General features: G+C 46.4%; 18 protein-coding genes. 10 read left to right on the top strand and 8 right to left on the bottom strand.

Annotation, left to right across the window (positions count from 1 at the left end; genetic code table 11):
* Positions 1–27: 27 nt before the first annotated feature.
* Positions 28–672 carry a VTT domain-containing protein gene (locus tag AOC07_RS07710; protein ID WP_215357397.1) on the bottom strand — a complete coding sequence of 215 codons (645 nt, stop codon included), beginning with the start codon at positions 670–672 and terminating at the stop codon, positions 28–30.
* Between the two features lie 58 nt (positions 673–730).
* On the opposite strand from AOC07_RS07710, the gene miaA reads away from it, so the two are divergent.
* A complete protein-coding gene (gene miaA / locus AOC07_RS07715) occupies positions 731–1,735 on the top strand; it encodes a tRNA (adenosine(37)-N6)-dimethylallyltransferase MiaA (RefSeq protein WP_215357399.1) in 1,005 nt (334 codons plus the stop codon).
* A gap of 23 nt (positions 1,736–1,758) precedes the next feature.
* Here the strand turns inward: miaA and purM are convergent, their stop codons facing one another.
* On the bottom strand, positions 1,759–2,811 hold the full coding sequence (gene purM / locus AOC07_RS07720; RefSeq protein WP_215357401.1) for a phosphoribosylformylglycinamidine cyclo-ligase: 1,053 nt from the start codon (positions 2,809–2,811) through the stop codon (positions 1,759–1,761).
* Positions 2,812–2,883: 72 nt separating this feature from the next.
* On the opposite strand from purM, the gene AOC07_RS07725 reads away from it, so the two are divergent.
* From AOC07_RS07725 to panB, 6 genes are read left to right on the top strand one after another with little or no spacing between them, the layout of a single operon-like run.
* Positions 2,884–3,873: an AI-2E family transporter gene (locus AOC07_RS07725; protein ID WP_215292897.1), complete on the top strand. Its 990-nt coding sequence runs from the start codon at positions 2,884–2,886 to the stop codon at positions 3,871–3,873.
* Positions 3,874–3,883: 10 nt separating this feature from the next.
* The gene (gene hda / locus AOC07_RS07730) at positions 3,884–4,639 is read left to right on the top strand and encodes a DnaA regulatory inactivator Hda (RefSeq protein WP_215357402.1); all 756 of its coding nucleotides are present in this window, start codon (positions 3,884–3,886) and stop codon (positions 4,637–4,639) included.
* A 19-nt stretch (positions 4,640–4,658) separates the two neighbouring features.
* On the top strand, positions 4,659–5,339 hold the full coding sequence (locus AOC07_RS07735) for an HAD family phosphatase (protein WP_215357403.1): 681 nt from the start codon (positions 4,659–4,661) through the stop codon (positions 5,337–5,339).
* Positions 5,336–6,739 (top strand): polynucleotide adenylyltransferase PcnB, encoded by a 1,404-nt coding sequence (gene pcnB, locus AOC07_RS07740; RefSeq protein WP_215292903.1) that lies wholly within the window; start codon positions 5,336–5,338, stop codon positions 6,737–6,739. Before AOC07_RS07735 ends, pcnB begins: the two co-directional genes overlap by 4 nt.
* 52 nt (positions 6,740–6,791) lie before the next feature.
* Positions 6,792–7,319 carry a 2-amino-4-hydroxy-6-hydroxymethyldihydropteridine diphosphokinase gene (gene folK / locus AOC07_RS07745; protein ID WP_215292905.1) on the top strand — a complete coding sequence of 176 codons (528 nt, stop codon included), beginning with the start codon at positions 6,792–6,794 and terminating at the stop codon, positions 7,317–7,319.
* 17 nt (positions 7,320–7,336) lie between these two features.
* Positions 7,337–8,152: a 3-methyl-2-oxobutanoate hydroxymethyltransferase gene (panB, locus tag AOC07_RS07750; RefSeq protein WP_215357404.1), complete on the top strand. Its 816-nt coding sequence runs from the start codon at positions 7,337–7,339 to the stop codon at positions 8,150–8,152.
* 7 nt (positions 8,153–8,159) lie between these two features.
* On the opposite strand, the gene dnaJ is transcribed toward panB, so the two are convergent.
* The 5 genes from dnaJ to hrcA form a co-directional block, all read right to left on the bottom strand.
* Positions 8,160–9,299: a molecular chaperone DnaJ gene (gene dnaJ / locus AOC07_RS07755; protein WP_215357405.1), complete on the bottom strand. Its 1,140-nt coding sequence runs from the start codon at positions 9,297–9,299 to the stop codon at positions 8,160–8,162.
* Between the two features lie 100 nt (positions 9,300–9,399).
* Positions 9,400–11,334: a molecular chaperone DnaK gene (dnaK, locus tag AOC07_RS07760; RefSeq protein ID WP_215292911.1), complete on the bottom strand. Its 1,935-nt coding sequence runs from the start codon at positions 11,332–11,334 to the stop codon at positions 9,400–9,402.
* Between the two features lie 191 nt (positions 11,335–11,525).
* Positions 11,526–12,068, bottom strand: coding sequence for a nucleotide exchange factor GrpE (gene grpE, locus AOC07_RS07765; RefSeq protein WP_215292913.1), 543 nt, complete (start codon positions 12,066–12,068; stop codon positions 11,526–11,528).
* A 75-nt stretch (positions 12,069–12,143) separates the two neighbouring features.
* Entirely contained in the window at positions 12,144–13,238 is a 1,095-nt protein-coding gene (gene hemH, locus AOC07_RS07770) for a ferrochelatase (protein WP_215357406.1), read from the bottom strand.
* A gap of 48 nt (positions 13,239–13,286) precedes the next feature.
* Positions 13,287–14,297, bottom strand: coding sequence for a heat-inducible transcriptional repressor HrcA (gene hrcA / locus AOC07_RS07775; RefSeq protein ID WP_215292917.1), 1,011 nt, complete (start codon positions 14,295–14,297; stop codon positions 13,287–13,289).
* 37 nt (positions 14,298–14,334) lie between these two features.
* On the opposite strand from hrcA, the gene AOC07_RS07780 reads away from it, so the two are divergent.
* Both AOC07_RS07780 and recN read left to right on the top strand, forming a co-directional pair.
* Complete coding sequence (locus tag AOC07_RS07780) at positions 14,335–15,240, top strand: NAD kinase (protein WP_215292919.1); 906 nt, start codon at positions 14,335–14,337, stop codon at positions 15,238–15,240.
* A 26-nt stretch (positions 15,241–15,266) separates the two neighbouring features.
* Positions 15,267–16,937 (top strand): DNA repair protein RecN, encoded by a 1,671-nt coding sequence (gene recN, locus AOC07_RS07785; protein ID WP_215357407.1) that lies wholly within the window; start codon positions 15,267–15,269, stop codon positions 16,935–16,937.
* Positions 16,938–16,943: 6 nt separating this feature from the next.
* On the opposite strand, the gene glnE is transcribed toward recN, so the two are convergent.
* Positions 16,944–19,757: a bifunctional [glutamate--ammonia ligase]-adenylyl-L-tyrosine phosphorylase/[glutamate--ammonia-ligase] adenylyltransferase gene (gene glnE / locus AOC07_RS07790; protein ID WP_215357409.1), complete on the bottom strand. Its 2,814-nt coding sequence runs from the start codon at positions 19,755–19,757 to the stop codon at positions 16,944–16,946.
* Positions 19,758–19,835: 78 nt separating this feature from the next.
* Here glnE and AOC07_RS07795 point away from each other — a divergent pair, with 78 nt between their 5' ends.
* Positions 19,836–23,981, top strand: a complete 4,146-nt coding sequence (locus AOC07_RS07795; protein WP_215357411.1) for a YhdP family protein — start codon at positions 19,836–19,838, stop codon at positions 23,979–23,981.
* Positions 23,982–23,984: the final 3 nt, after the last annotated feature.

Raw genomic sequence — 23,984 nt, forward strand, 5'->3', positions numbered from 1 at the left:
GCTTAAATCCAGGGATGATGTTTAACCCTACTTTTCTTTGCCCTGAAATATTTTGTAAAGGGCAGCTAAGACAACTGGAATAGCTGCAGCACCAACGCCTATCAAAACAATCACATTGAGGTTTTGGCGAATGATCGGAATATTGCCAAAGAAGTATCCGGCAATGACTAAACCAAATACCCATAATGCCGCGCCAGTAATATTAAAAAACTGAAAGCGTGAAAAGTTCATTTCTGATACCCCTGCAATAAAGGGTGCAAAGGTACGAATGATAGGCAGGAAGCGCGCTAAGATGATGGTCTTGCCGCCATGCTTTTCATAAAACGCATGCGTCTTTAACAGGGCTCGCCGATCAATCCAGCGCGACTGGCTGCTAAAAACCCGTTTGCCGATCCAGCGTCCAATAAAGTAATTCACGGTGTTGCCCGCTACTGCAGCAGCCAATAAACCCAAACATAAGGTCCAGATATTGAAATGCTCAGTAGCGCAATAAGCTCCTGCTATAAATAAGAGGGAATCGCCCGGTAGGAATGGAGCAACCACTAAGCCGGTTTCAGCAAATACGATTGCAAATAGCAGCCCATAAGCCCAGGGGCCATATTGCGCGATCACTACATCTAAGTGGCGATCGATATGCAGAAATAAATCACTGAGTTGTAAAAGGGCATCCATTCACTTGCACTCCAAATATTGGCTTGATGCGGATATTAACAGGCTCCTATAATCAGGCATGCAATCTGAACCCTACATTCAGCCTGTGCATGCTCCAGAGGCTGTGCCCGTTCTTTGTATCGTTGGCCCAACTGGTGCAGGCAAAACTCATCTCGCCATGCAACTTGCCGAGCATGCCAAATCCAGCAGCTTAACCATAGAACTCATCAGCATGGATTCAGCATTGGTCTATCGTGGTTTAGATATTGGTAGCGCGAAACCTACGAAAGCAGAACAAGCTGCGGTCGTTCATCATCTAATCGATATTCTTGAGCCCACAGAAGTCTATTCCGCCGCACGCTTTGCGCAAGATGCAAAACGTCTCTGCGAAGAAATCCGTTGCAGAGGAAATATTCCAGTCATTGTTGGTGGGACGATGTTGTATTGGCGGGCATGGGCATACGGACTCTCTTCGCTACCGCCAGCTAACCCAGAGATTCGTGCACGACTTGATGAAGCAGGTAAAGTACTTGGCTGGCCCGCGATGCATACAAAGCTTGCAAGACTGGATCCAGAAACTGCAGCACGCTTAAAGCCCAATGATTCACAACGCGTGCAGCGTGCACTTGAGGTATTTGAAATTACTGGCAAGCCAATGTCTGTATTGCTTGCCGATGCTCCTAGCGAGGATGGCAGGGAAGGATCAAGTATTCCAGAGTGGATTCGGTTGGTTTCACTTGAACCCAGTGACCGCAAACGACTCCATCAGAATTTAGAAAAACGTTTTGATGAAATGCTGCTTGCTGGGTTTTTAGATGAAGTCAGGGCTTTGCGGAAAAATCCAGATTTACACGCTGATCTACCAGCTATTCGCTCCGTAGGTTATCGCCAAGCTTGGGAATTTTTGAATGGCGAAATTGACGCTGAACAAATGCGCTATAAAGCATTAGCAGCTACGAGACAGCTTGGGAAACGCCAACTTACTTGGCTCAGAGCAATCGCAGGCAGAAATACTTTTGACCCCTTCAACCCAGGAGATCTGAAGGCTGCTCTAGATTACTGCAAAAGTAACTTAAAGAAATAAAAAGCGATTGTAGTAAGCGCTGTCTAGACAACAATAGTTTGTGGCGCGCCCTTTGGACGCGCAAGCACCTCGCCAACGGCCCAAGCCTTTAAGCCTTGAGCAGTTAATGACTTGATCGCAGCATCTGCTTGGTTAGAAGAAACAATGACCACCATGCCAATGCCGCAATTGAATACGCGAACCATCTCTGCATCTGCAACGCCACCCTTCATCTGCAACCAACGGAAGAGCTCAGGCATCTGCCAGCTATCACGATGCAAGACTGCTTGAGTATTCTCTGGAAGAACGCGTGGTACGTTATCTACTAAACCGCCACCGGTAATGTGCGCCATACCCTTCACATCAATTTCAGAAATGAGCTTCAGGAGAGGCTTCACATATATTTCGGTTGGCGCCATCACCACATCGCCGAGTAATTGACCGCCTAAATCGTCAGTAGGTTTTGCGCCTGCGCGTTCGATAATTTTGCGTACCAAAGAATACCCATTGGAATGCGCACCACTTGAACCAATTGCTAGCACAACATCGCCAGGAACAATAGTATTGCCAGTAATAATTTTGGATTTTTCAACCGCGCCAACTGCAAATCCAGCTAGGTCATATTCACCCGGCGGATACATGCCCGGCATCTCGGCAGTTTCACCACCAATTAAAGCGCAGCCAGCGAGTTCGCATCCTTTAGCAATACCGCCAACAACAGTTGCTGCAGTATCCACACTAAGTTTGCCGCAAGCAAAGTAGTCTAAAAAGAAAAGAGGTTCTGCACCTTGGACCAAAATATCGTTGACACTCATTGCCACCAAATCCTGACCAATGGTGTCGTGGCGATTCCATTCAAATGCTAGGCGAAGCTTTGTGCCCACACCATCAGTACCCGAAACTAAAACAGGCTCCTTGTAACGCTTGGGCACCTCAAAAAGGGCTCCAAAGCCACCAATTCCAGCCAAAACACCTTCCCGCATGGTTTTCTTGGCCAAAGGTTTGATGCGATCAACCAAATCATCCCCAGCGTCAATATCGACGCCAGCATCACGGTAGGAAAGGCCTTTTGATGGGGAATTAGTAGATGAAGTCATATTAGAGTCGGAATATTGGTGAAAAATGTCACTTGGTCAGTAGAATCATTGAATTCTAGAGGATTACTTGTAATGGCTGAAATTTTTACCCCTTTTCTGGCTGCTTTCATTCTGGCTTACATCCTTAGGCCTGCCTTTCTATGGCTGGAGAGACGACGAGTGCCAACTTCTTTGGGGGCTCTACTGACTGTAGTCCTTGGCTTAGGAGTCTTGATTGCAATTTTGAGTCTATTTATTAGCCTTCTTAGAACTGAGTTGCCTTTGATTAAGACCCAATTGCCCGGCTGGATTCAAAATACTCAAGCATGGTTAGGCCCAAAGCTATCTGAATTCCATATTGATGTCGATTGGGGTACCTTAAAAACTACCGCATCTCAAAAAATCTCAGATCATATTAGCGACAATGCTGATGCTCTCATGACCACTACTTTTGAAACTGTGCTCATGTCTGGCAGCTCTGTAATCGCTGGGTTTGTAAATTCTGTTTTGATTATCTTTGTCATGTTCTATTTACTCATCGACTGGGATCACTTCTTTGGACTTGTCAAAAAAATGGTACCGCTGCGCGCTCAAGAAACCGTTCATCACTTAGCAATGCACACGGATGGTTTGCTCTCACAATATTTACGCGGGATGGTCATCGTCATTTCCATCATGTCTGTTTTTTATAGCATTGGTCTAAGCTTGATTGGCATCAAAGGTTCTGTGGCCTTAGGTGTATTCACGGCCCTGATGATTGTGATTCCCTATATTGGTATTGCCCTCGGCTTAAGTCTTGCAGTCCTCTCCGCAATTCTACAATTCGGCATTGGCACTGAGTTGCTTGGGGTTTTAGTGATATTTGGCATCGGTCAACTCCTTGAAGGCTTTTTCTTAACACCCCGACTCATCGGTGAACGAATCGGCTTGCACCCCGTTGCAGTACTATTTGCCTTGCTACTTTTTGGCAATCTCTTTGGCTTTTTCGGAGTACTACTTGCGCTGCCGATTAGTGCTGTGAGCTTGGTGTTAGTTCAATACCTTTGGTCTGTTTATACGCAAAGCTCTTGGTATCAAAAATAATTTCGCAGTAATGAATACACCCTCACTTCCAAGACAATTCGCTTTAGACCTTAGCCACACACCCAAAGCTAGTCTAGATAACTATCTGCCTAGCAAAGACCTGGCTTTAGTTTCCGCATTACAGAATCTTTCAGAATCTTGGCAAGATCTTGCTCATACACAATCTAGCAATCCACTGAACAATCGCTGGATTTATTGGTGGGGCCCAGAAGGATCTGGGCGCAGTCATTTACTAGATGCCATGACAAACGCCGCAGAGAATGCGAAGATTCAATCTTTTTCTCTCAATCCGAGAGAGCCCATCTCCTGGGTGCGTGTTGAAGAAAAAATGGGCTCTCTTGCACAAAGTGATACGCCATCAGTTATTACCGTTGACGATGTGGATGCCTTAGACGAGCGCCTGATGGGCGCTTTATTTCGCATTCTCAACGGCGTTCAAGCCAGCAAAAACATTCATATTTTTATGGTCGGCAAGGCTGCTCCAGCCAATTTAGAAATACGCGAAGACCTGCGCACCCGCCTTGGATGGGGTTTGGTCTTTCAAACGCAACTTTTGGATGATGGTGAGAAAATACAAGCTTTAGAGCAAGCAGCTAAGGCTCGAGGATTGGTTTTGTCCCCAGATGTATTGCCTTGGTTATTAAATCGCTTTTATCGGGACATGCCCAATTTAATGGCCTTAATTGATGCTTTGGATGCGTATTCATTAGAAACAAAACGTGCCGTAACCTTGCCCCTCGTTCGCGAGCTCTTACAGTCAAAATAATTTACCTGATATTCAATTTGTGACCCAGCTAGCCCTCTTCGATTTAGATCACACCCTCCTACCTTGCGACAGCGATTATGAGTGGGGTCAATTTCTAGCGCGCATCGGCGTGGTCGACAGTGAGTATTACGCCAAACAAAATGAGCGCTTCTATCAAGACTATAAAGATGGCAAGCTCAATATTCATGAATTTTTACGCTTCGCCTTAAAGCCTCTTTCAGAACATTCGCGCGCCCAACTCAAAGATTGGCACGATGCTTTCATGAAAGAAGTCATTAATAGTCAACTACGCCAAGAAGCGATTGACCTAGTAAAGCGCCATCAAGATGCCGGTGATCTTTGCTGTGTCATCACGGCAACCAATAGCTTTGTCACACGCCCGATTGTGGAAAGTTTTGGCATCGCACACCTAATTGCAACTGAACCCGCCACCGTGGACAACAATCCTGTCGCTAATTACACCGGCGAAGTGAAGGGCATACCGAATTTCCGCGAGGGCAAAATTCAAAATCTGCATGACTGGCTGGCAGCGCAAAAACTCTCTTTTGATCAGATGCCGCGGAGTTATTTCTATTCCGACTCGATAAATGACCTTCCTTTATTAGAAGAGGTCAGCAATCCTATTGCCACAAATCCAGATGATCGCTTGCGCCAAGAAGCTAGCAAACGTCATTGGCCTATTCTTGAACTGTTTACATGATTACTAAGTTCATCAAACGCATCCTGCGTCGCGACCCCATGGCAAAGCATACGCAAGCCAACAAAAGTGGGGCGCCAAAACGCATTTCTAAAAAAGCACACCGCATTGATCCCCATTTACTCTCAAAAAATGCTGTCAAAGTAACGCACACCCTTCAGCAAGCCGGCTTTGAAGCCTTCATTGTTGGCGGGGCAGTACGCGATCTCGTTTTAGGCATTGGCCCAAAAGATTTTGACGTTGCTACTAACGCCACCCCAGACCAAGTCCAAAGACTGTTTCGCAAGGCGCGCCTAATTGGCCGTCGCTTTCAGATTGTGCACGTAACTTTCTTTGGCAAAGGTCACCCTGAAATCATTGAAGTTTCCACCTTCAGAGCCTTGTTGGATAACGCTGGTGACCATGTTGCCGAAAGCGGTCGCATATTGCGCGATAACGTCTGGGGCTCACAAGGCGAAGATGCTGCAAGAAGAGACTTCACTATCAACGCTATGTATTACGATCCGTCTAGCGAAACAGTGCTCGACTATCACGGCGGCATGGCAGATATGCAAAAGAAAACTTTGCGTATGATCGGTGACCCAGCAAAACGCTATCGCGAAGATCCCATTCGTATGTTGAGAGCCATACGTTTTGCTGCAAAGACCGAATTTACTTTAGACGCTGCTACCCGCGAGCCCATTGCTAAGCTAAGCAATCTTTTGCAGGATGTTCCATCGGCTAGACTTTTTGATGAAATCCTCAAGTTACTCATGTCTGGCTATTCTTGGGCTGCGATTCAGGGCTTGAGAGATGCAGGTCTTCATCATGGTTTATTGCCATTACTTGATCACATTCTGGATAGTGGCGAAGATTCTAAGGGTGCAAATAATTTCGTTAAATTAGCATTAGCCAATACCGACGAACGAATTCAGTCCGGAAAAAGTGTTTCTGCTGGATTCCTCTTTGCCACCTTACTTTGGCCTGATCTGCTGAAAAACTGGAAAGCCAATATTGCCAAAGGTATATCCAATATCCCTGCGCTACACGATGCCATGGATGATACGATTGCCACTCAAAGTAGCGGTATGACGATTCAACGGCGCTTTGAGAGTGATATGCGCGAGATCTGGTCAATGCAGCCCCGCTTTGAAAAACGGGTTGGCCGCTATCCCTACCGCCTCATTGAATCCCCACGCTTTAGGGCTGGCTATGACTTCATGCTCCTGCGCTGCGCAACTGGTGAGCAAAACCCTGCTATTGGCGAATGGTGGACCAATTTCATTGCCTCCGATCCAGCAGGGCAAGAAGCCTTGATGGCTAGCGCCAAAAGTGACCCGGGGAACAGTGTGAGCTCTCCAACTAAACGGCGGCGGCGCCGAAAACCTAAATCTGCCTCAACTCCCGAACCTGAAGCAAGCTAAGCAAACTTAGAGAAATTTCAGTAAAGTAGTTTTATCTCAAGTTTGGAATCGTATGGCACGAGCATTTATTGGATTTGGTGGCAATATCGGCGACACACGGCAGCTCATTACTGACGCAATTGTTTGCCTTGCGCTGCGTGCTGAATTACAAATTCTTGCCAAAAGCTGTTTTTATCAAAGTGCGCCCGTAGAAGCAAGCGGTGGCGACTATATCAATGCTGTAATCGAAATTGAAACCGAACTTACACCCTATGGACTGCTGTATGTCTGTCAAGCGATTGAACAAGAGTTTGGCAGAGAGCGCCCCTACTCCAATGCGCCTCGTACACTTGATCTCGATATCCTGTCTTTTGAAGGTGTTACCCAAAACGATACTGCGCTGATTTTGCCTCACCCAAGAATGATTGAGCGTTCGTTTGTCCTCCTCCCTCTTCTGGAAATCGCACCTAATTTCTTTTTGCCAGATCTCGGCGAACTCAAGGCCTATTTACCCCAAGTTGCCCACCAAAGAATTGAAAAACTACCCTGCAGGAACTGCAATTGTGGGGAAAAAGACGTTTATAGCCAATCGGCGCATTAATTCATTAAACTCTCGCCATGGGTTACTTACAAGGCGATAAGCCAATCACCATTACCAAGCTCCTCGCTATGCATGCTGAGCGAGAGAAAATTACGATGCTCACCGCATATGACTCGACTATGTCTGCGCTACTCAATCGCTGCGGAGTAGAGACTATTTTAATTGGTGACTCATTGGGCAACGTCATTCAAGGTCACTCCAGCACCACGCCAGTGACTGTTGAGCAAATGGCCTATCACACTGAATGTGTGGCGCGCGTCAATACCCATGCATTCCTAATAGCAGACCTTCCATTTGCAAGTTACGGCGATCCAGCCCAAGCACTAGATTCTGCAGCAGAGCTGATGCGCGCTGGTGCCGACATGGTCAAACTTGAGGGCGGGGACTGGCAAGTAGACATCATTCAATATCTGGTTGAACGCAGCGTTCCTGTTTGCGCACACCTTGGCTTGCTTCCACAATCAGTCCATCTTTTGGGTGGCTATAAGGTACAAGGCAAATCTAAAGATGCTGCAAGTCATATGCTTGAACAAGCGCTAGCTTGCCAGGAAGCCGGTGCGCAGATGGTCGTACTTGAAGCAATTCCTTCGTCACTCGGAGAAAAGATTACTGCCGAACTTCATATCCCAACCATCGGAATTGGTGCAGGACCAGATTGCTCCGGCCAGGTCTTGGTCTTACAAGATATGTTGGGTATCAGCCCAGGAAAACCACCTAAGTTTGTTAAAAACTTTATGGATGGTCACCAGTCAGTTGAGGCAGCGATTAAAGCTTACGTGCGCGACGTGAAGTCCGGAAAATTCCCCGGACTCGAGCACGGTTTTGCTGGCTAATTAGCCTCTAATTAAAGAAGCTCTTAACGCCTTCAAACCAGCCCTTTTGCTGTGGGTTATGTTTATCGCCACCGGATGTGAGGCTTTCATCAAACTTTTGAAGTAGTTTTTTCTGCTCATCAGTTAACTTGACTGGCGTCTCAACTAAAACATGCACAAAGAGATCGCCCACCAAAGCTGAACGTAGTCCTTTAATGCCTTTATTACGCAAACGGAAAGTCTTACCTGTTTGAGTGCCCTCTGGAATCGGAAATTCCACACGACCTGATAAGGTTGGAACCTCGATTTCACCACCAATGGTTGCCGTTGCAAATGAAATCGGCATTTGTACATGCAAGTCGCTGCCGTCACGCTCAAATACTGGATGCGGCTTTACACGAACTTCTACGTAGAGATCGCCTGATGGGCCGCCGTTAATACCGGGCTCACCATTACCAACTGAGCGCACGCGCATGCCATCATCAATGCCTGCTGGAATTTTAATCTCCAGGGTTTTTTGCTCTTTGTGCTTGCCTGTGCCATGACAGGTTTTACAAGGCTTGGGAATGTACTCACCAGTACCGCGGCACTTTGGACATGTCTGCTGCATAGAGAAGAAACCCTGCTGGACACGCACTTGACCATGGCCATCACAGGTAGAACATTTTTCTGCTTTTGTACCAGGCTCTGCGCCAGTACCATGACATGGCTTGCAATTGCTCCAGCTGGGTATACGAATCTGTGTGGTGTACCCCTCGGCCGCTTGCTCGAGAGTGATATCCATGTTGTAGCGCAGATCGGAACCCTTATAAACCTGCGGACCAGCATGGCGCCCACCACCTTGGCCAAAGATATCGCCAAAAATATCCCCAAAGGCATCAGCAAATCCGCCGCCGCCGAAACCGCTGCCGCCGAAACCACCGCCACCCATTGAGGGATCAACGCCCGCGTGCCCATACTGGTCATAAGCGGCACGTTTATTGGGGTCGGAGAGTGTTTCGTAAGCTTCTTTAGCTTCTTTAAATTGCGCTTCAGCTGTTTTACTATCGGGATTGCGATCGGGGTGATACTTCATTGCCAGTTTGCGATAAGCCTTTTTGAGCTCTTCTTCATTGGCACCTTTTGCTACACCAAGCACTTCATAAAAATCGCGTTTACTTTTAGGCACGGCCTATTCCTCTCAACAACCTGAATGACACAAGTCGGCACGAGGCCGACTTGTTGTTTAAGCACATCAAAACTACGTTAATAGATATCCAATGACTTGATTACTTCTTGTCATCAACCTCTTTAAAGTCAGCATCCACTACGTCAGCATCTGGCGCAGCGCCAGGAGCTGCACCACCAGGGGCTGCGCCTGCAGCTGCACCAGCTTTAGCCTGCTCAGCAGCCATGACCTTTTCACCAAGTTTCTGACTTGCCTTACCCAAAGCTTCGGTCTTCGTTTCAATGGCTTCTTTATCGCTGCCCTTGATTGCTTCATCTAGTTCTTTGAGGGCCACTTCAATGACTTCTTTTTCAGACGCTTCTAAGCTGGCACCATGCTCTTCTAAAGCCTTCTTGGTAGAGTGAGCCAAGGCATCAGCAGTATTGCGAGCCGTTACCAACTCTAATGCTTTCTTATCTTCAGCAGCATTGGCTTCAGCATCTTTCACCATGCGTTGAATTTCTTCTTCAGTCAAACCAGAGTTCGCCTTAATAGTGATCTTGTTCTCTTTGCCAGTAGTCTTGTCTTTTGCTGTTACATGCAAAATGCCGTTAGCATCAATATCAAAAGTCACTTCAATTTGTGGCATACCGCGTTGGGCTGGTGCGATACCTTCGAGGTTGAATTCACCGAGCAATTTATTTGCAGCAGCCATCTCGCGCTCACCTTGGAAGCATTTGATGGTTACAGCAGGCTGATTATCTTCCGCTGTGGAGTAAACCTGTGAATGCTTGGTAGGGATCGTTGTGTTCTTTGGAATCATCTTGGTCATTACGCCGCCAAGAGTTTCGATACCCAATGACAATGGAGTAACGTCCAAGAGCAATACGTCTTTACGATCGCCAGACAATACAGAGCCTTGAATTGCAGCACCAACAGCAACTGCCTCATCTGGGTTTACGTCTTTACGTGGTTCTTTGCCAAAGATCTCTTTAACTTTATCTTGAACAGCCGGCATACGAGTTTGACCGCCGACCAAGATCACGTCATCGATATCCGCCACGTTTACACCAGCATCTTTAATGGCAGTTAAGCAAGGGCCAGCCGTACGATTGATCAATTCTTCAACCAAAGACTCCAACTTGGCTCGGGTCAACTTCAAGTTCAAATGCTTAGGGCCACTAGCGTCAGCAGTCACGTAAGGCAAATTGATTTCAGTTTGTTGCGCAGATGACAATTCGATCTTGGCTTTTTCGGCAGCGTCTTTTAGACGTTGCAATGCCAAGACATCTTTACTCAAATCAACGCCTTGCTCTTTCTTGAACTCAGCAATGATCCAGTCAATAATGCGCTGGTCAAAATCTTCACCACCCAAGAATGTATCACCGTTAGTTGAGAGCACTTCAAATTGCTTTTCACCATCAACGTTAGCAATCTCAATGATGGATACGTCGAATGTACCGCCACCCAAGTCATACACAGCGATCTTGCGATCTACTTTGTCTTGCTTGTCCAAGCCAAATGCTAATGCAGCAGCAGTTGGCTCATTAATAATGCGTTTCACATCTAGGCCAGCAATACGACCAGCATCTTTAGTTGCTTGGCGTTGGCTATCATTAAAGTAGGCGGGAACAGTAATCACCGCTTCCGTTACCTCTTCACCCAAATAATCTTCAGCAGTTTTTTTCATCTTGCGCAAGATTTCTGCAGAAACTTGCTGTGGCGCCATTTTCTTATCGCGTGCTGAAACCCAAGCATCGCCGTTCTCTGCCTGGACAATTGCGTAAGGCATTAGACCAATATCTTTTTGCACCTCAGGATCGGTGAATTTACGACCCATCAAACGCTTCACCGCATAGATTGTGTTTTTAGGATTGGTTACTGACTGACGCTTAGCTGGTGCACCAACCAATACCTCACCATCTTCAACGTAAGCGATGATGGATGGAGTTGTGCGACCGCCTTCTGCATTCTCGACAACCTTAGGTGCATTGTTTTCAACGACTGAAACGCACGAGTTAGTGGTTCCCAAGTCGATTCCGATAATCTTTCCCATAATTGCTCCAAAAAATTAAGTTACTTTGTTGTACTTCTAATGTGTAAGCGGCGATTCCCAGAACTACCGCAAATATTCCAATATTGAGTAAATGGGGGCTAAAAAGTCGAATTCAAGGGTAGAAACAGCAAAAAAGGCAGAAATCTGCCTTTTTTATGCTTTTATAAGATTTTTAGCCCTACTGATTGGGTTTATTTAGGGGCGCTAACCGTCACCAAAGCAGGTCTAAGCACCCGATCAGCTACGGTATAGCCCCTTTGAAGGACTGAAACCACAGTATTGGCGTCTTGCTCAGAGGGGACCGAGGCAATTGCTTGGTGATGATGGGGGTCGAACTTATCGCCGACCGCAGGGTTAATTTCAGTCATGCGGCCTTTATCAAACGCAGATAAGAGCTGCTTGAGCGTGATTTCTAATCCTTCTTTAAAAGCCTTAGCATCGCCAGCATCAGTACTCAATGCTGCATACAGGCTATCAGTAACTGGCACTAAGTGCTCGGCAAAACTTTCAATCGCAAACTTATGCGCCTTGGCAATATCTTCAACTGCACGACGACGAATATTCTCACCTTCCGCTTTGGCTCTTAAGAAGTTATCTTCTAACTCGCCAATTTTTTGATTAAGCTCTGCAATCTCTTGCTCGGGAGTTTTGACAGCAGCAACTTCAGGAGCTGCTTCAGCTGGAGCATCCGCTGCTGGATTCTCTTGCTCTGGATTAGTGTTTTCTTGTGTCATGGATGCTCATTCACTTTTCTGTATTTGTTTTACGTAAGGCTAGTGCAAATGAATATTGGGGCATTCTATTCAATTTCAAGGCTTAGCCTTTTCAGCCAGTTCAGCCCTCTCGGCTCGTAGGGTTAACTCCGCTTTGGATTCAGTCCCCAAGGTCCAGCCTAGTAAGTGCTGATAGGCTATATCACTTAGGGCATCAATCCACTTGGAATTGCTATTCAAGCAAGGAATATAGCGGTAATCCTTACCACCGTGGTCTAAAAATATTTCTTTAGCTTCCATCGCAATTTCCTCTAAGGTCTCCAAACAGTCGGCCGGAAACCCTGGGCAAAAAATGTCAAGACGCTGGCAACCTTCTTTTGCTAACTTCTCAATAGTTGGAGCGGTATACGGTTTTAACCATTCGGCCTTGCCAAAACGCGATTGGAATGTAACGATGTATTGGCCCGGCTCTAAACCCAAAGACTCTCCAAGCAAGCGACCTGTTTTAAGGCACTCACAGTGATAGGGGTCGCCCTTCATTAAATTGCGTTTAGGCAATCCATGGAAAGACATCACAAAACGATCGCCTCGATCAAATTCAGGGCGGCCATTTTGGTCCCAAGCACTAAGCACTTGATCACGCAATGCGTTAATGTATGCAGGATCATCGTGGTAATGCTTAACTAAACGGAGCTCAGGTTGATCTCTCCAAGTACCCAGCACCCGAAAGACTTCATCAAAACTAGATGCCGTAGTGGTTGCAGAATATTGCGGATATAAAGGCAGCAGTAGCAAGCGCTCCATGCCCTGGGCCTTTAGGCTATTCAAGACCTCCTGGGTAGAAGGCTTGCCATAGCGCATTGCCAGATCAACTAAGACGGAGTGACCCTCATTCGCAAACTTCTCACCTAGCTCTTTCGCTTGTAAACGAGAGTAGTGCATTAAAGGCGACCCCAATTGTGGCAACCAAATCGATGCATATTTTTTTGCTGATGTACTACTGCGAATCGGCAAAATAATGCCGTTCAAAATGCACCACCAAATAATGCGTGGAATTTCTACTACACGTGGATCGGAAAGAAATTCTTTTAAATATGCTCTCACCGCTTTTGAAGTTGGTGCGGATGGCGTGCCCAAGTTCAATAGAAGAACTGCAGTCTTGCTTGCTCGTAAGTGTGGATTCTGATTCAAGATAATTTGTCTCTGATGGATGTATTGATAAATGCTTGAAATTGCTTGTTAGGAACTCAACGCGCCTGACAATAACTTGGAGGTGATATCTACTATAGGAATCACCCTGTCATAAGCCATGCGGGTTGGACCAATCACACCTAAAGTGCCAACAATCTGGCCGTCTACACTATAAGGCGCACTAATCACCGCTAAGTCCTCGTAAGGTAATAAATCGCTCTCGCCACCAATGAAGATTTGGATGCCATCGGCATGACTCGACACGTCAAGCAATTGCATGAGGACGGATTTTTGCTCCAACATATCAAACATCTTGCGCAGCTTATCCAGGTTAGAACTTAAGTCCCCTACATTCAGTAAACGCCTTTCACCTGAGAGCACCATATCGCCGCGACCCATATCGTAATCAGCAACACCACTTTGAAGTGCCAAAGCCATCAACCCAGAAATATCCGCCCTTAAGTTATCCAAGTCAGCTTTAAGATGCAGACGCACTTGATCAAAACTTTTTCCCGCAAATTGGGCGTTGATGTAGTTGCCAGCCTCTATTAATTGACTTGGCGTGTAATCCTGAGTTGTTGGCAAAATTCGATTTTGTACATCCCCCTCTGGGGTCACCATAATCAACAAGATCTTGCCTTCACCTAAGCGCAAAAACTCGATATGCTTAAAAACCTGAGCCCGCTTGGGGGTCATCACAACCCCTGCAAAATGACTCAAGTTCGACAAAATCTGGGCCGCAGAACTCAAAACCCTCTGGGGAGAATCTGGCAAAAGGCCTTTTTCAAGCTCGCGAGTAGCGATTTCTTCTAGAGGGCGAACCGTCACCATTGTGTCTACAAACAAGCGGTAGCCCCTAGGGGTCGGAATTCGGCCTGCTGAGGTATGCGGACTAGTTACCAACCCCATATCCTCTAAATCAGCCATGACATTGCGGATAGTGGCGGCAGAGAGGTCTAAACCCGAGAATCTAGATAGGGTGCGAGAGCCAATGGGCTGGCCCTCCTCGATGTAACGCTCAATGAGGGTTTTTAGTAAAGCGCGGGAACGTTCATCCATGGTGGAAGGGATTTTATGCCTATGGTTTAATCGTTATATGTTAAGCCCATCCCCAAATTCCACCAAGAAGGCATTTAGCCGGGTGGCGCTTGTCGGCAAATTTCAGGCCGATGGCATTGAGGAGCACCTTAAAGACCTTGCCAAACTGGTCTCAGGCTTAGGGTGCGAGGTTTTTATTGAGGCTGACACTGCCGCCAATCTTGGCTTAAACAACTACCCCACTAAAACTGCCCATGATTTTGCAGGCGCAATTGACCTGGTAGTTGTCTTGGGGGGTGATGGAACAATGCTGGGCATTGCCCGTCAATTAGCTGGCAGCAATGTTCCACTCGTTGGAATCAATATGGGTCGTCTTGGTTACATGACAGACATTCCCATTCAGTCTGTAAAAGATACCCTGCCCAAAATCATTGCCGGCGACTATGAAGCCGATACCAGAACCTTGCTAAATGCTGTCGTAATTCGTGATGGCAAAGAAATTAATCATGCCTTGGCGCTAAATGATGTTGTCGTAAATCGCTCTGGTATTTCTGGAATGGTGGAACTGGCTGTACGCGTTAATGGTTCCTTCATGTACAACCAACGATCCGATGGCTTGATAATTTCCACTCCGACTGGGTCAACTGCATACGCCCTGTCTGCTGGCGGCCCCATTTTGCACCCCCACGTTGCAGGCATTTTGCTAGCACCGATTGCACCCCATTCACTCTCTAACAGGCCGATTGTTTTGCCGCAAGATAGCGTTACCGTCATTGAAGTGGTTAATGGACTTGAGGTGATTGTAAATTTTGACATGCAATCCCAAACCAACCTTCAGAGCGGCGACATGGTTGAAGTACGTCAATCTGATAAAACAATCGCCCTTTTACACCCCAGCAATCACAGTGACTACAAAACTCTGCGTGAGAAGCTGCATTGGAATGAATATCCATCGACATTCTGATGTCGAGTTCTTGGCTACCCTAAGACATGCTTCAAACTATCTCGCTTCGTGACTTTGTCATTGTTGATCAGCTTGAGTTAGACTTTTCGGCTGGGTTTACCGTCCTCACCGGTGAAACTGGCGCCGGCAAGTCCATTCTTCTCGATGCGCTTAGTCTTGTTCTAGGTGAGCGCGCCGACAGCAGTCAAATTCGTGAAGGTAGTAATCGCGCAGAAATCTCTGCCCTCTTCCGAATCAATCCCGAGCTCTTGCAATCTTTTGGTCAATGGCTAGATGAGCAAGGCTTTCCTATTGAAGATGATGGTCAAAGCCTCTTACTGAAAAGAACAGTAGAAGCCAATGGTCGAAGTCGTGCTTTCATTAATGGCAGCGTTGCCACATTGCTACAACTGCGTGAAGCAGGCGATCAACTCGTAGATATTCATGGGCAACATGCGCACCAACTATTACTAAAGGGTGGTGCACAGCGTGTACTACTAGATCGTCATGCCGGATTATTACCACTCGCTGCCGAGGTAGGGCAATCTTTTAAAACCCTCAATGATTCTCGTCGTCGCCTAGAGCAAGCAGAAAATGCAGGGCAAGATATTGAACGTGAACGTGAACGCCTAGAGTGGCAACTCGAAGAGCTCACTGAGCTTTCACCTCAAGAGGGTGAGTGGGCAAGTATTCAGGGTGAGCACGCACGACTAGCTAATGGCGCCAAAATTATTGGCGGCTGTCAAGAAGCCATTGAAGTCTTAAGCGATGCTGATAACTCCATTGAATCCAGCCTCTCCAAGGTATGCGGAACTATTAGCACATTGGCCGAACATGATCCAGTGCTAAGCAATATTAGCCAAGCGCTTGAATCTGCACAAATCCAATTGGATGAAGCCATTCATAGCCTTAATCGATACTTGCAAAAAGTAGATCTTGATCCGACAAGGCTGGCACAAGTTGAAGAACGCATGCAAGCACTTCACAGCACCGCTCGCAAATATCGAGTAGAGGTAGATGCACTGCCAGCACTCCTCCTAAAGACTACTGAGCGCCTAGATGCCTTAACTGCATCCCAAAATATTGAAGCCTTACGTGAACAAGTAAAGCAAGAGGAGTCGGCTTATCTCAAACTTGCAAAACAACTTTCACAAAAACGTGGGCTGGCTGCAGTTGAACTAGGCACACTAGTAACCAATGCAATGCAGAACCTATCCATGGCAGGCGGACGACTAGAAATAGCCTTGACCCCACTGAGCGAGGGTGGCTCACACGGCTTAGAACAAATCGAATTCTTGGTTGCAGGTCATGCAGGTAGTACGCCGCGCTCTTTGGCTAAAGTTGCGTCCGGTGGCGAGCTTGCACGTATCAGCCTAGCGATTAGTGTCATCACCAGCAAAGCATCATTTACACCCACCTTAATCTTTGATGAAGTGGATGCGGGGATCGGCGGCGCAGTTGCAGAAACTGTTGGCAAGCTATTACACCAGCTTGGTGAATCCCATCAGATCCTATGCGTCACGCATTTGCCTCAGGTTGCTGCGCAAGGAAACTATCACCTCAAAGTCAGCAAATCACAAACAGGCGACAAAACAATTTCTCAAGTACAGCCCTTGGGCAGGGTTGAGCGGGTCGAGGAAGTAGCACGCATGTTGGGTGGCACAACAATCACTGATACCACCCGTCGCCATGCTCGTGAGTTACTCGAGCAAAACTAACCCCGCTTAAGCCTCGGATGATGCTTGGAAAATTTCTAGCCAGAGCGCCATAACAGCGGTTCTAGCAGCACTAAGTTCAGATTCCTTTTCGAGCTTAATGCGCGTTTTTTCAGCCCCATCTAAACGCAAGCGATGCTGGCGTGACCTCAGGAGACGATAAGCATCCCCAACAGAGGCAGCAGTTTTTTGCTTAATCAAACCTACCTCTCCCGCAATGCGGAGCAAAGCAATATTACCAAGATTGTCAATCAGTTGCTGGTATTGATGCGAGTAAGCCAGCACCAAGAACTGCACAATAAATTCAATATCCACCATTCCACCAGAGTCATGCTTCAAGTCGAACTCACCGCTTGGATTGGGGTGGCCCGCATGAACTTTGCGGCGCATCTCTAAAATTTCATTACGGAGCTGATCAATATTTTGCTTCTGACTCAATACCTGCGAGCGCACTAGAGCGAACTTCAAACCTACGGCTGGATCACCAGCGGAGAACCGTGCTCTGGTTAAGGCTTGATGCTCCCATACCCAGGCAGTATTGTCCCCTTCACGCAATTGATACTTTTTGAATGCCTCTATATTGGTAACTAAAAAGCCAGCTGAACCATTGGGGCGAAGACGTGTATCAATCTCAAACAAACTCCCAGTAGATGTAAAAGCAGTCAACCAATTGATCATTCGCTTTGCTAAAAGCGCATAGATTTCTTGGGCGGCATAGTCTGACTCCTCTGATTGATATAAAAACACCAAGTCTAGATCCGAGGCATAACCCAGCTCCTTGCCCCCCAATTTGCCATAGGAAATAATTGCAAATGGGGCAACAAAATCTTTAGGTAAATTAAACTTCTGCGCAATACCAGGCCACACACGTTCAAATGTAATCTGCAGTATTAGATCCGCCAATGTCGACAAATGATCGCTTACCTTCTCGACCGAAAGGGGCTCCCCAACACCGATGCCAAGATCCGCTAAAAGCGTGATAAATGTCTCAGTGTGGTGAGTCACACGCAAAATATCCATTGCCTGCTCTGAACCATCGCTATCAGCCATGACATCATCGAGACGCATATTTAAATTCGCTTTTACTTCTTGCCAATATTTTTCTGGCTGATCGATTAAAGCTTTCTCTGTTCCAGAGTTGAGCAAGTGATCCAGTAAATGGGGGTGCCGCGTGAGGTACTGAGCGCCCCATTGCGATGCTTTAAGCAAATCCAACACATTCAACAGCGCCCTAGGATATTCGGCCAAAATTGACAGATATGCACTCCGTCTTACGACCGCCTCAAGCAAATCAAAAAAACGAAGCAGGGTTTGATCGGCCTGGGTTTGATCGCCACTACCAAACTGCATACTTTCTGCAGCCTTACGCATTAAATTATCAAAGACAAGTCGACTCTTCTCGGGAAGCTGTCTTTGCTTGGGGCTATCAACCCATCCCTGCCATCGCACAAGAGTTTGTGGAAAATATTGCTCATCCGGCTCCCAACTTAAATCTAAAGGGGCGAGTTCTAGCCTAGTGCTATCGTCAAGCAAAAAAGCCTTTTCAAAGAGGCGGGTAACATTATTTTGATGACGATCTAACTCGGCCATGAAAGATTTGCCATCTTCACCAAGACCTTCTCCCATTGATAATGCCAAACGCGCTCGAGCTGCCTCGTCATCAGGAAGGTAATGGGTCTGTTGATCATCCCAAACTTGAATGCGATGTTCTAAGCGCCTTAAAAAAACATATGCCGCTTCTAGAGCGCCCACTTCTTCTGTGGCTAAGATGCCTTGCTGCTTGATGAGATCAAGAACTTCTAAAGTAGGTCTGACTCTAAAGCGCGGATCGGTACCACCTCGCATCAATTGAAACATTTGTGCTAGAAATTCAATTTCTCGAATACCCCCACGACCAAGCTTAATATCCCGCGAGCGGCCCTCATGCCCAGATGATCTCTTATCCGCCTCACGCTGAATCTGTGCATGCAAATCGCGTATAGAAGCAATCACGCCATAATCCAGGTGGCGCCTAAACACAAATGGGCGGATCAACTGATCTAATTCTTTTGCACAATAGACGTGACCCGGAGATCCAGTTAAGGGCGCAATCAAGCGGCCTTTAATCCAGGCGTAGCGCTCCCACTCCCTACCTTGAACCAGGAGATACTCTTCGAGCATTTCCAAGCTGCATACCAATGGGCCAGAATCCCCATTGGGACGAAGCCGCATATCCACCCGAAAGACAAAACCATTTTCATCGTGCTCAGACAGAAATCTAATTAAACTTTTGCCCATGCGAGAAAACCATTCATGGTTGGAAAGGCTTTTTGGCCCACCCACCGTTTCGCCCTCATGCTCATACAAAAAAATCAGGTCAATATCAGATGAAAGGTTGAGTTCGAGACCGCCCAACTTGCCCATACCCACAACCAGCAGCGGCATCTCCATGTTGTTTTGCTTGCTCCATGGAAGCCCAAATCGGTTTTTTAAGTCTTCGCGAATAAAGGCAACAGAATCCGCCACAGCCAACTCGGCAAAATGACTTAAACCCTGGGTAACCTCACCCAGACTCGCCATTCCATTGAGGTCTCTGAACGCAATCCAAATCATTAAGCGCTGTCTAGCAATTCTTAAATTGGCCATAAATTGCGCCTCATCTAGCGCAAGCCCCTGCCGAGAAATGCCACCAGTTTTCAGTAAATCTTGGATACCGCGCAAATCGACCTTTGTCTGCCCATAAGACCTTAACCAGTCAATCCACTCGGGTCGAGCATTGAGCCAGCGTCGCGCATACGTAGAATGCTGCTCTAAAAATGCAATTTGCCTTGAAAATTCATCCATCCCACCATCTTAATCGGTACCTAGAGCCTCATGACAGAAGCTTGGCGAGGGACCAAAGGCTGACGGATAATAGAGGACATGCTGCAAAACATCATTCCGCCTCGCCTCAAGAGCCTGCTTGCTAAACGTCTTAAAAGTTCTGGCGGACCTTGGCGCAAACGCGCCCTAATGCTCTTTAGTCTTGTTTTAACCCTTTTGGTAGTTGGCCACTTTGGCATTCGCTTCATTGTTTGGCCCCAAATCGAGAAATCCAAAGCATCAATTGAAAAGCTCATTAGCGCTCGCGTTGGCGCAGACGTCACCATGGATAACTTGAGAGTTGCCTGGACTGGTATCAGACCCGATTTCGAAATCGATGGCCTACGTTTCAATGGCCCCGAACACTCTAAACCCTTGTTGCAGATTCAAAAAATTCGTGGTGAACTCAGCTGGACTTCTTTTTATCACCTGGCGCCATACTTTCATGAGTTGTACTTTGAGGGTGCTGAAATATATGGTCAGCGCAGTAGCAAAGGCATCACTAGCATCGCAGGAATTCCCATTCACGGGAACTCAAATGATTATGGGTTTGAAGATTGGCTACTCTCTCAAGACAAGATTGAAGTTAACAATGTCAAATTGTTTTGGACTGATGAATTAGAAAAAAAATCACTTACGTCTATTGAGATTCAAAATCTAGAACTGAGCAACGGTATTCGCAGACATCAAGCCTCACTTAAAACGATAACCCCATGGACTAATGGCCCCATTGAAATCAAAGCAGATTTTGTTCATCGTCTTGGCGGTCAGGCTGGAAACTGGCGCGACTGGATTGGAACCATTTACTGGGATCTAGCAGACCTCAATCTCAATCAAATTTCAAAAGAATTTTCGCTCCCCCTCGACACCTTGGAGGGCATGCTGAGCTCTAAAGGAAAATTAAAAATTGACAATGGACAAGCCGATGGTGGTGATGCCTATATTGTTGCCGACAACCTCACTATTCAACTGGCAAAAAATGAAGATGCGATTGCCCTGGGAAGGCTAGAAACAAACCTTACCCAAGAAAATGATAGCGGCTTGATTTCTGTTACCACCAAAACATTTGCTTGGCGAGAGATGGGAGGCTCACATACTGAGCCATTAGAAAATTTAAGCCCTATGACTTTTAGCTGGAGGCCGCCTGGAGCTGATGGTGAAATCAAAGAGTTTGGATTTTCCTCTCCAAAAATTCTGGTTGAGGATGTCGCGCTATTCGCACTAAATCTTCCTCTATCCAAAAAAGTTCACAAATGGATTAAAGCCTCTCATGCAGATGGCGAACTACAAGATCTGGATATCCGCTGGTCTGAGAGCAAGTCCTCCTTATCAACCCTAAATATCCCTGGTGGCTGGTTCAAATCAAACAAGCTTGATTTTTCTGTTAGCGCCAAACTAATCAATCTGAGCTTTGTTGGTATTGATAAATCCATGCCGTCCGTTTCAAACCTCTCCGGATTTATTGCTGGCGATCAAAATCAAGGAAGCTTCTTCATTAACTCAAGCGATCTTGAGCTTGATATCAATGACCTGTTAGCCGACCCCAAAATTAAATTAGACCACGCAAATGGAGAGGTTAGCTGGTCAAAAAAAAGAGGTAACTGGGTTGTCAACGCTAAAAAACTTGCACTAAGCAATCCAGAGATCAATACAACGCTTGATATCAGCTATCTGATTGGCGATCCCAAAAAACCCGATCTGATGACACTCGATATGGATTTTGCAACAGCCAATCTAACTTCCGCATACCGCTACTTACCACTTGGGATGGGTAAGGAGGCAAGGCTTTACTTAAGCAAAGCATTTTCTGCGGGCACCACACAAAAAGGCAAGCTGCATATTAAGGGCGACCCCAATCAAGTTCCCTTTCCCAATAGCGGCGATGGAGAGTTCACCCTAAATCTGCCAATTATTGGAGCCACATATAGCCCTGTTCCATTACTACCAAGCAATCAAGGAGTTTGGTCTGCCTTTAGTAATGTCAATGGGGTGCTTGCCATGCAAAACTCTAGCTTGACAGTTGATGTTTCTCAAGCCAATTACAAAGGCGTTGGGCTCAGTAAATTTCATGCGGCAATTCCCAATGTCAGTGCAAAGCAATTAGTTCTAACAGCGCATGGCAATGCTCAGGGTGATGCGCCTCAGATGCTGGAGTATTTATTCGCTTCTCCGTTTGGCAAAAAACAAAATAAGCTAGAAAAGAATTTACGAGTTAACGGTCCGCTCAATTTAGATCTAGGCTTAAAGGTTCCCCTGTCTGGTAATGACGATACCAACGTTGATCTCAACCTTACTTTGCCTGGCAATAAAGCGCAGTGGGCTAACTTACCTCCGCTCGAAAATCTCAAGGGCAAGATTCGGATCACTGAAATTAACCCTGAATTTGAAGATGTCACCGCCAATTTCCTAGGCGGCTCTTTGAAAATTAGCAGCTCCCCATCAGCGATAGGCAAACAAAACTTTACGATTGCGGGGGACATTACTGCGGGATTTATTAAAGACTATCTTGTTAATACACTCAAAACAGAATCCACCTCCATCTTAGAGGCCATGAGCGGCTCCGCAAAGTATGAAGGCACTCTCAGCTTCAATAAAACGGGTAGCGAAACCAATCTTAAATTTGATTTACGCGACTGGGCAAGCGCCGCACCCGCACCTGCCAAGAAGTTGATGGGTGCACCCATGACCGGTCAAGTTACCTTTAAAACTGCGCTCAGCGCTCAACCCGGGGCAAATCGCTTGAGTTGGACCGGCAAAATTGGTGATGTGTATTCCGTTCAAGGCGACATAAATGCCGATGATGAATTGCGCTATGCCCTAGGTATCGGTGCACCAGCCAATCTCACTCAACCTGGATTCCAGCTAAACCTTGCCAGCAATGACCTGAATTTAGATGCTTGGTTAGATTTCTTAAAAAAACAAAAGCAAAAGAGTGATGCCACCGAGGGAAATGATATTAACCCAAATGGTATCTATGTGACTGCACAAGTGAAGAAGCTCACCTTGTTTGACCGTATTTGGCAGGACATAAACTTATCTGCAAACAATAAAAATATTGCCTGGAGGCTGCGCATTAATTCGCCACTGATTACCGGTCAAGCTCAGTATCAAGCTCCCGATAAAACCTATACCAGCGGCTTAATCAGCGGTCATTTGAGTAGACTGAAGGTGCCAGATGAGTCCACCCTTGCGACAGATTCTAAGAACCTCAATTCAGATTCCCTCAAGCCCGCCCAACGGAATAGTGCTGGCAAAAACAAGCTTTCACCCAATGCCATTCCGAGTCTTGATTTAACCATCGATGATTTTAATTGGGCAAAAGCGCATCTCGGGCAAACCAAACTCAAAACAAAAACCAGTAACAATCTACTTAGTATTGAGTCTATTCAATTTAATAATCCACAGGGAAGCTCCACCACCTCCGGCCAATGGATTGGTGCTAGTGCAAATCAACAAGAACACAGCAACATCAACATTGACTTAGATGTTAAAGATGCCGGCAATATTATTGCCAACTGGAGCTCACAAAAATCGGTTGAAGGTGGCCAAGGAAAAATAACTGCTATTGCAGAGTGGGATGGCTCACCTTTTAATCCCAAATATGAGACTCTCACTGGCAAGGTCAATTTAAATCTTGAAAAAGGACGCTTGCTAGAAGTAAATACCAGTGGCGCTCAAATTCTGGACGTACTTAGCCTTCAAAGTTTATTTAGGTTTGCCACCCTAGACCTTCAAGGTAGTCTCGGCAATATCGTTAGCAAAGGCACTCCCTTTAATACTATCAATGCAAATTTTGATATCAGCAACGGAATTGCCCAGACCAAGCAATTCACCATGAGCCTAGATCAAGCTAGAGTAGCTATGACAGGACAAATCAACATCCCAAAACAAACTCAAGATCTGCGGGTCACCATTTTCCCGACGATTGATGCTACCGCCGGCTCCTTGGCGGCGTTCGCAATCAATCCTATTGTTGGATTAGGTGCATTGGTTGGACAGTACCTCATCACCAACCAAATCAACCGAAATCTACAATCTGATTATTTGGTGCAGGGGTCTTGGGATAAGCCAGAGGTTATTCCGCTGGATCAAAAAGGCCAGCCAATTGATGCTAAAACCTTAGATACGATACGAAGCAAAGATTTGCTAAAAGAGCAAACCAAGCCCGGCACTAACAGCACCCCTACACCGAAACCGCAAACGTAAACT

Origin of the sequence: Polynucleobacter sp. UB-Raua-W9 (genome assembly GCF_018687435.1) — a bacterium.
GTDB lineage: Bacteria > Pseudomonadota > Gammaproteobacteria > Burkholderiales > Burkholderiaceae > Polynucleobacter.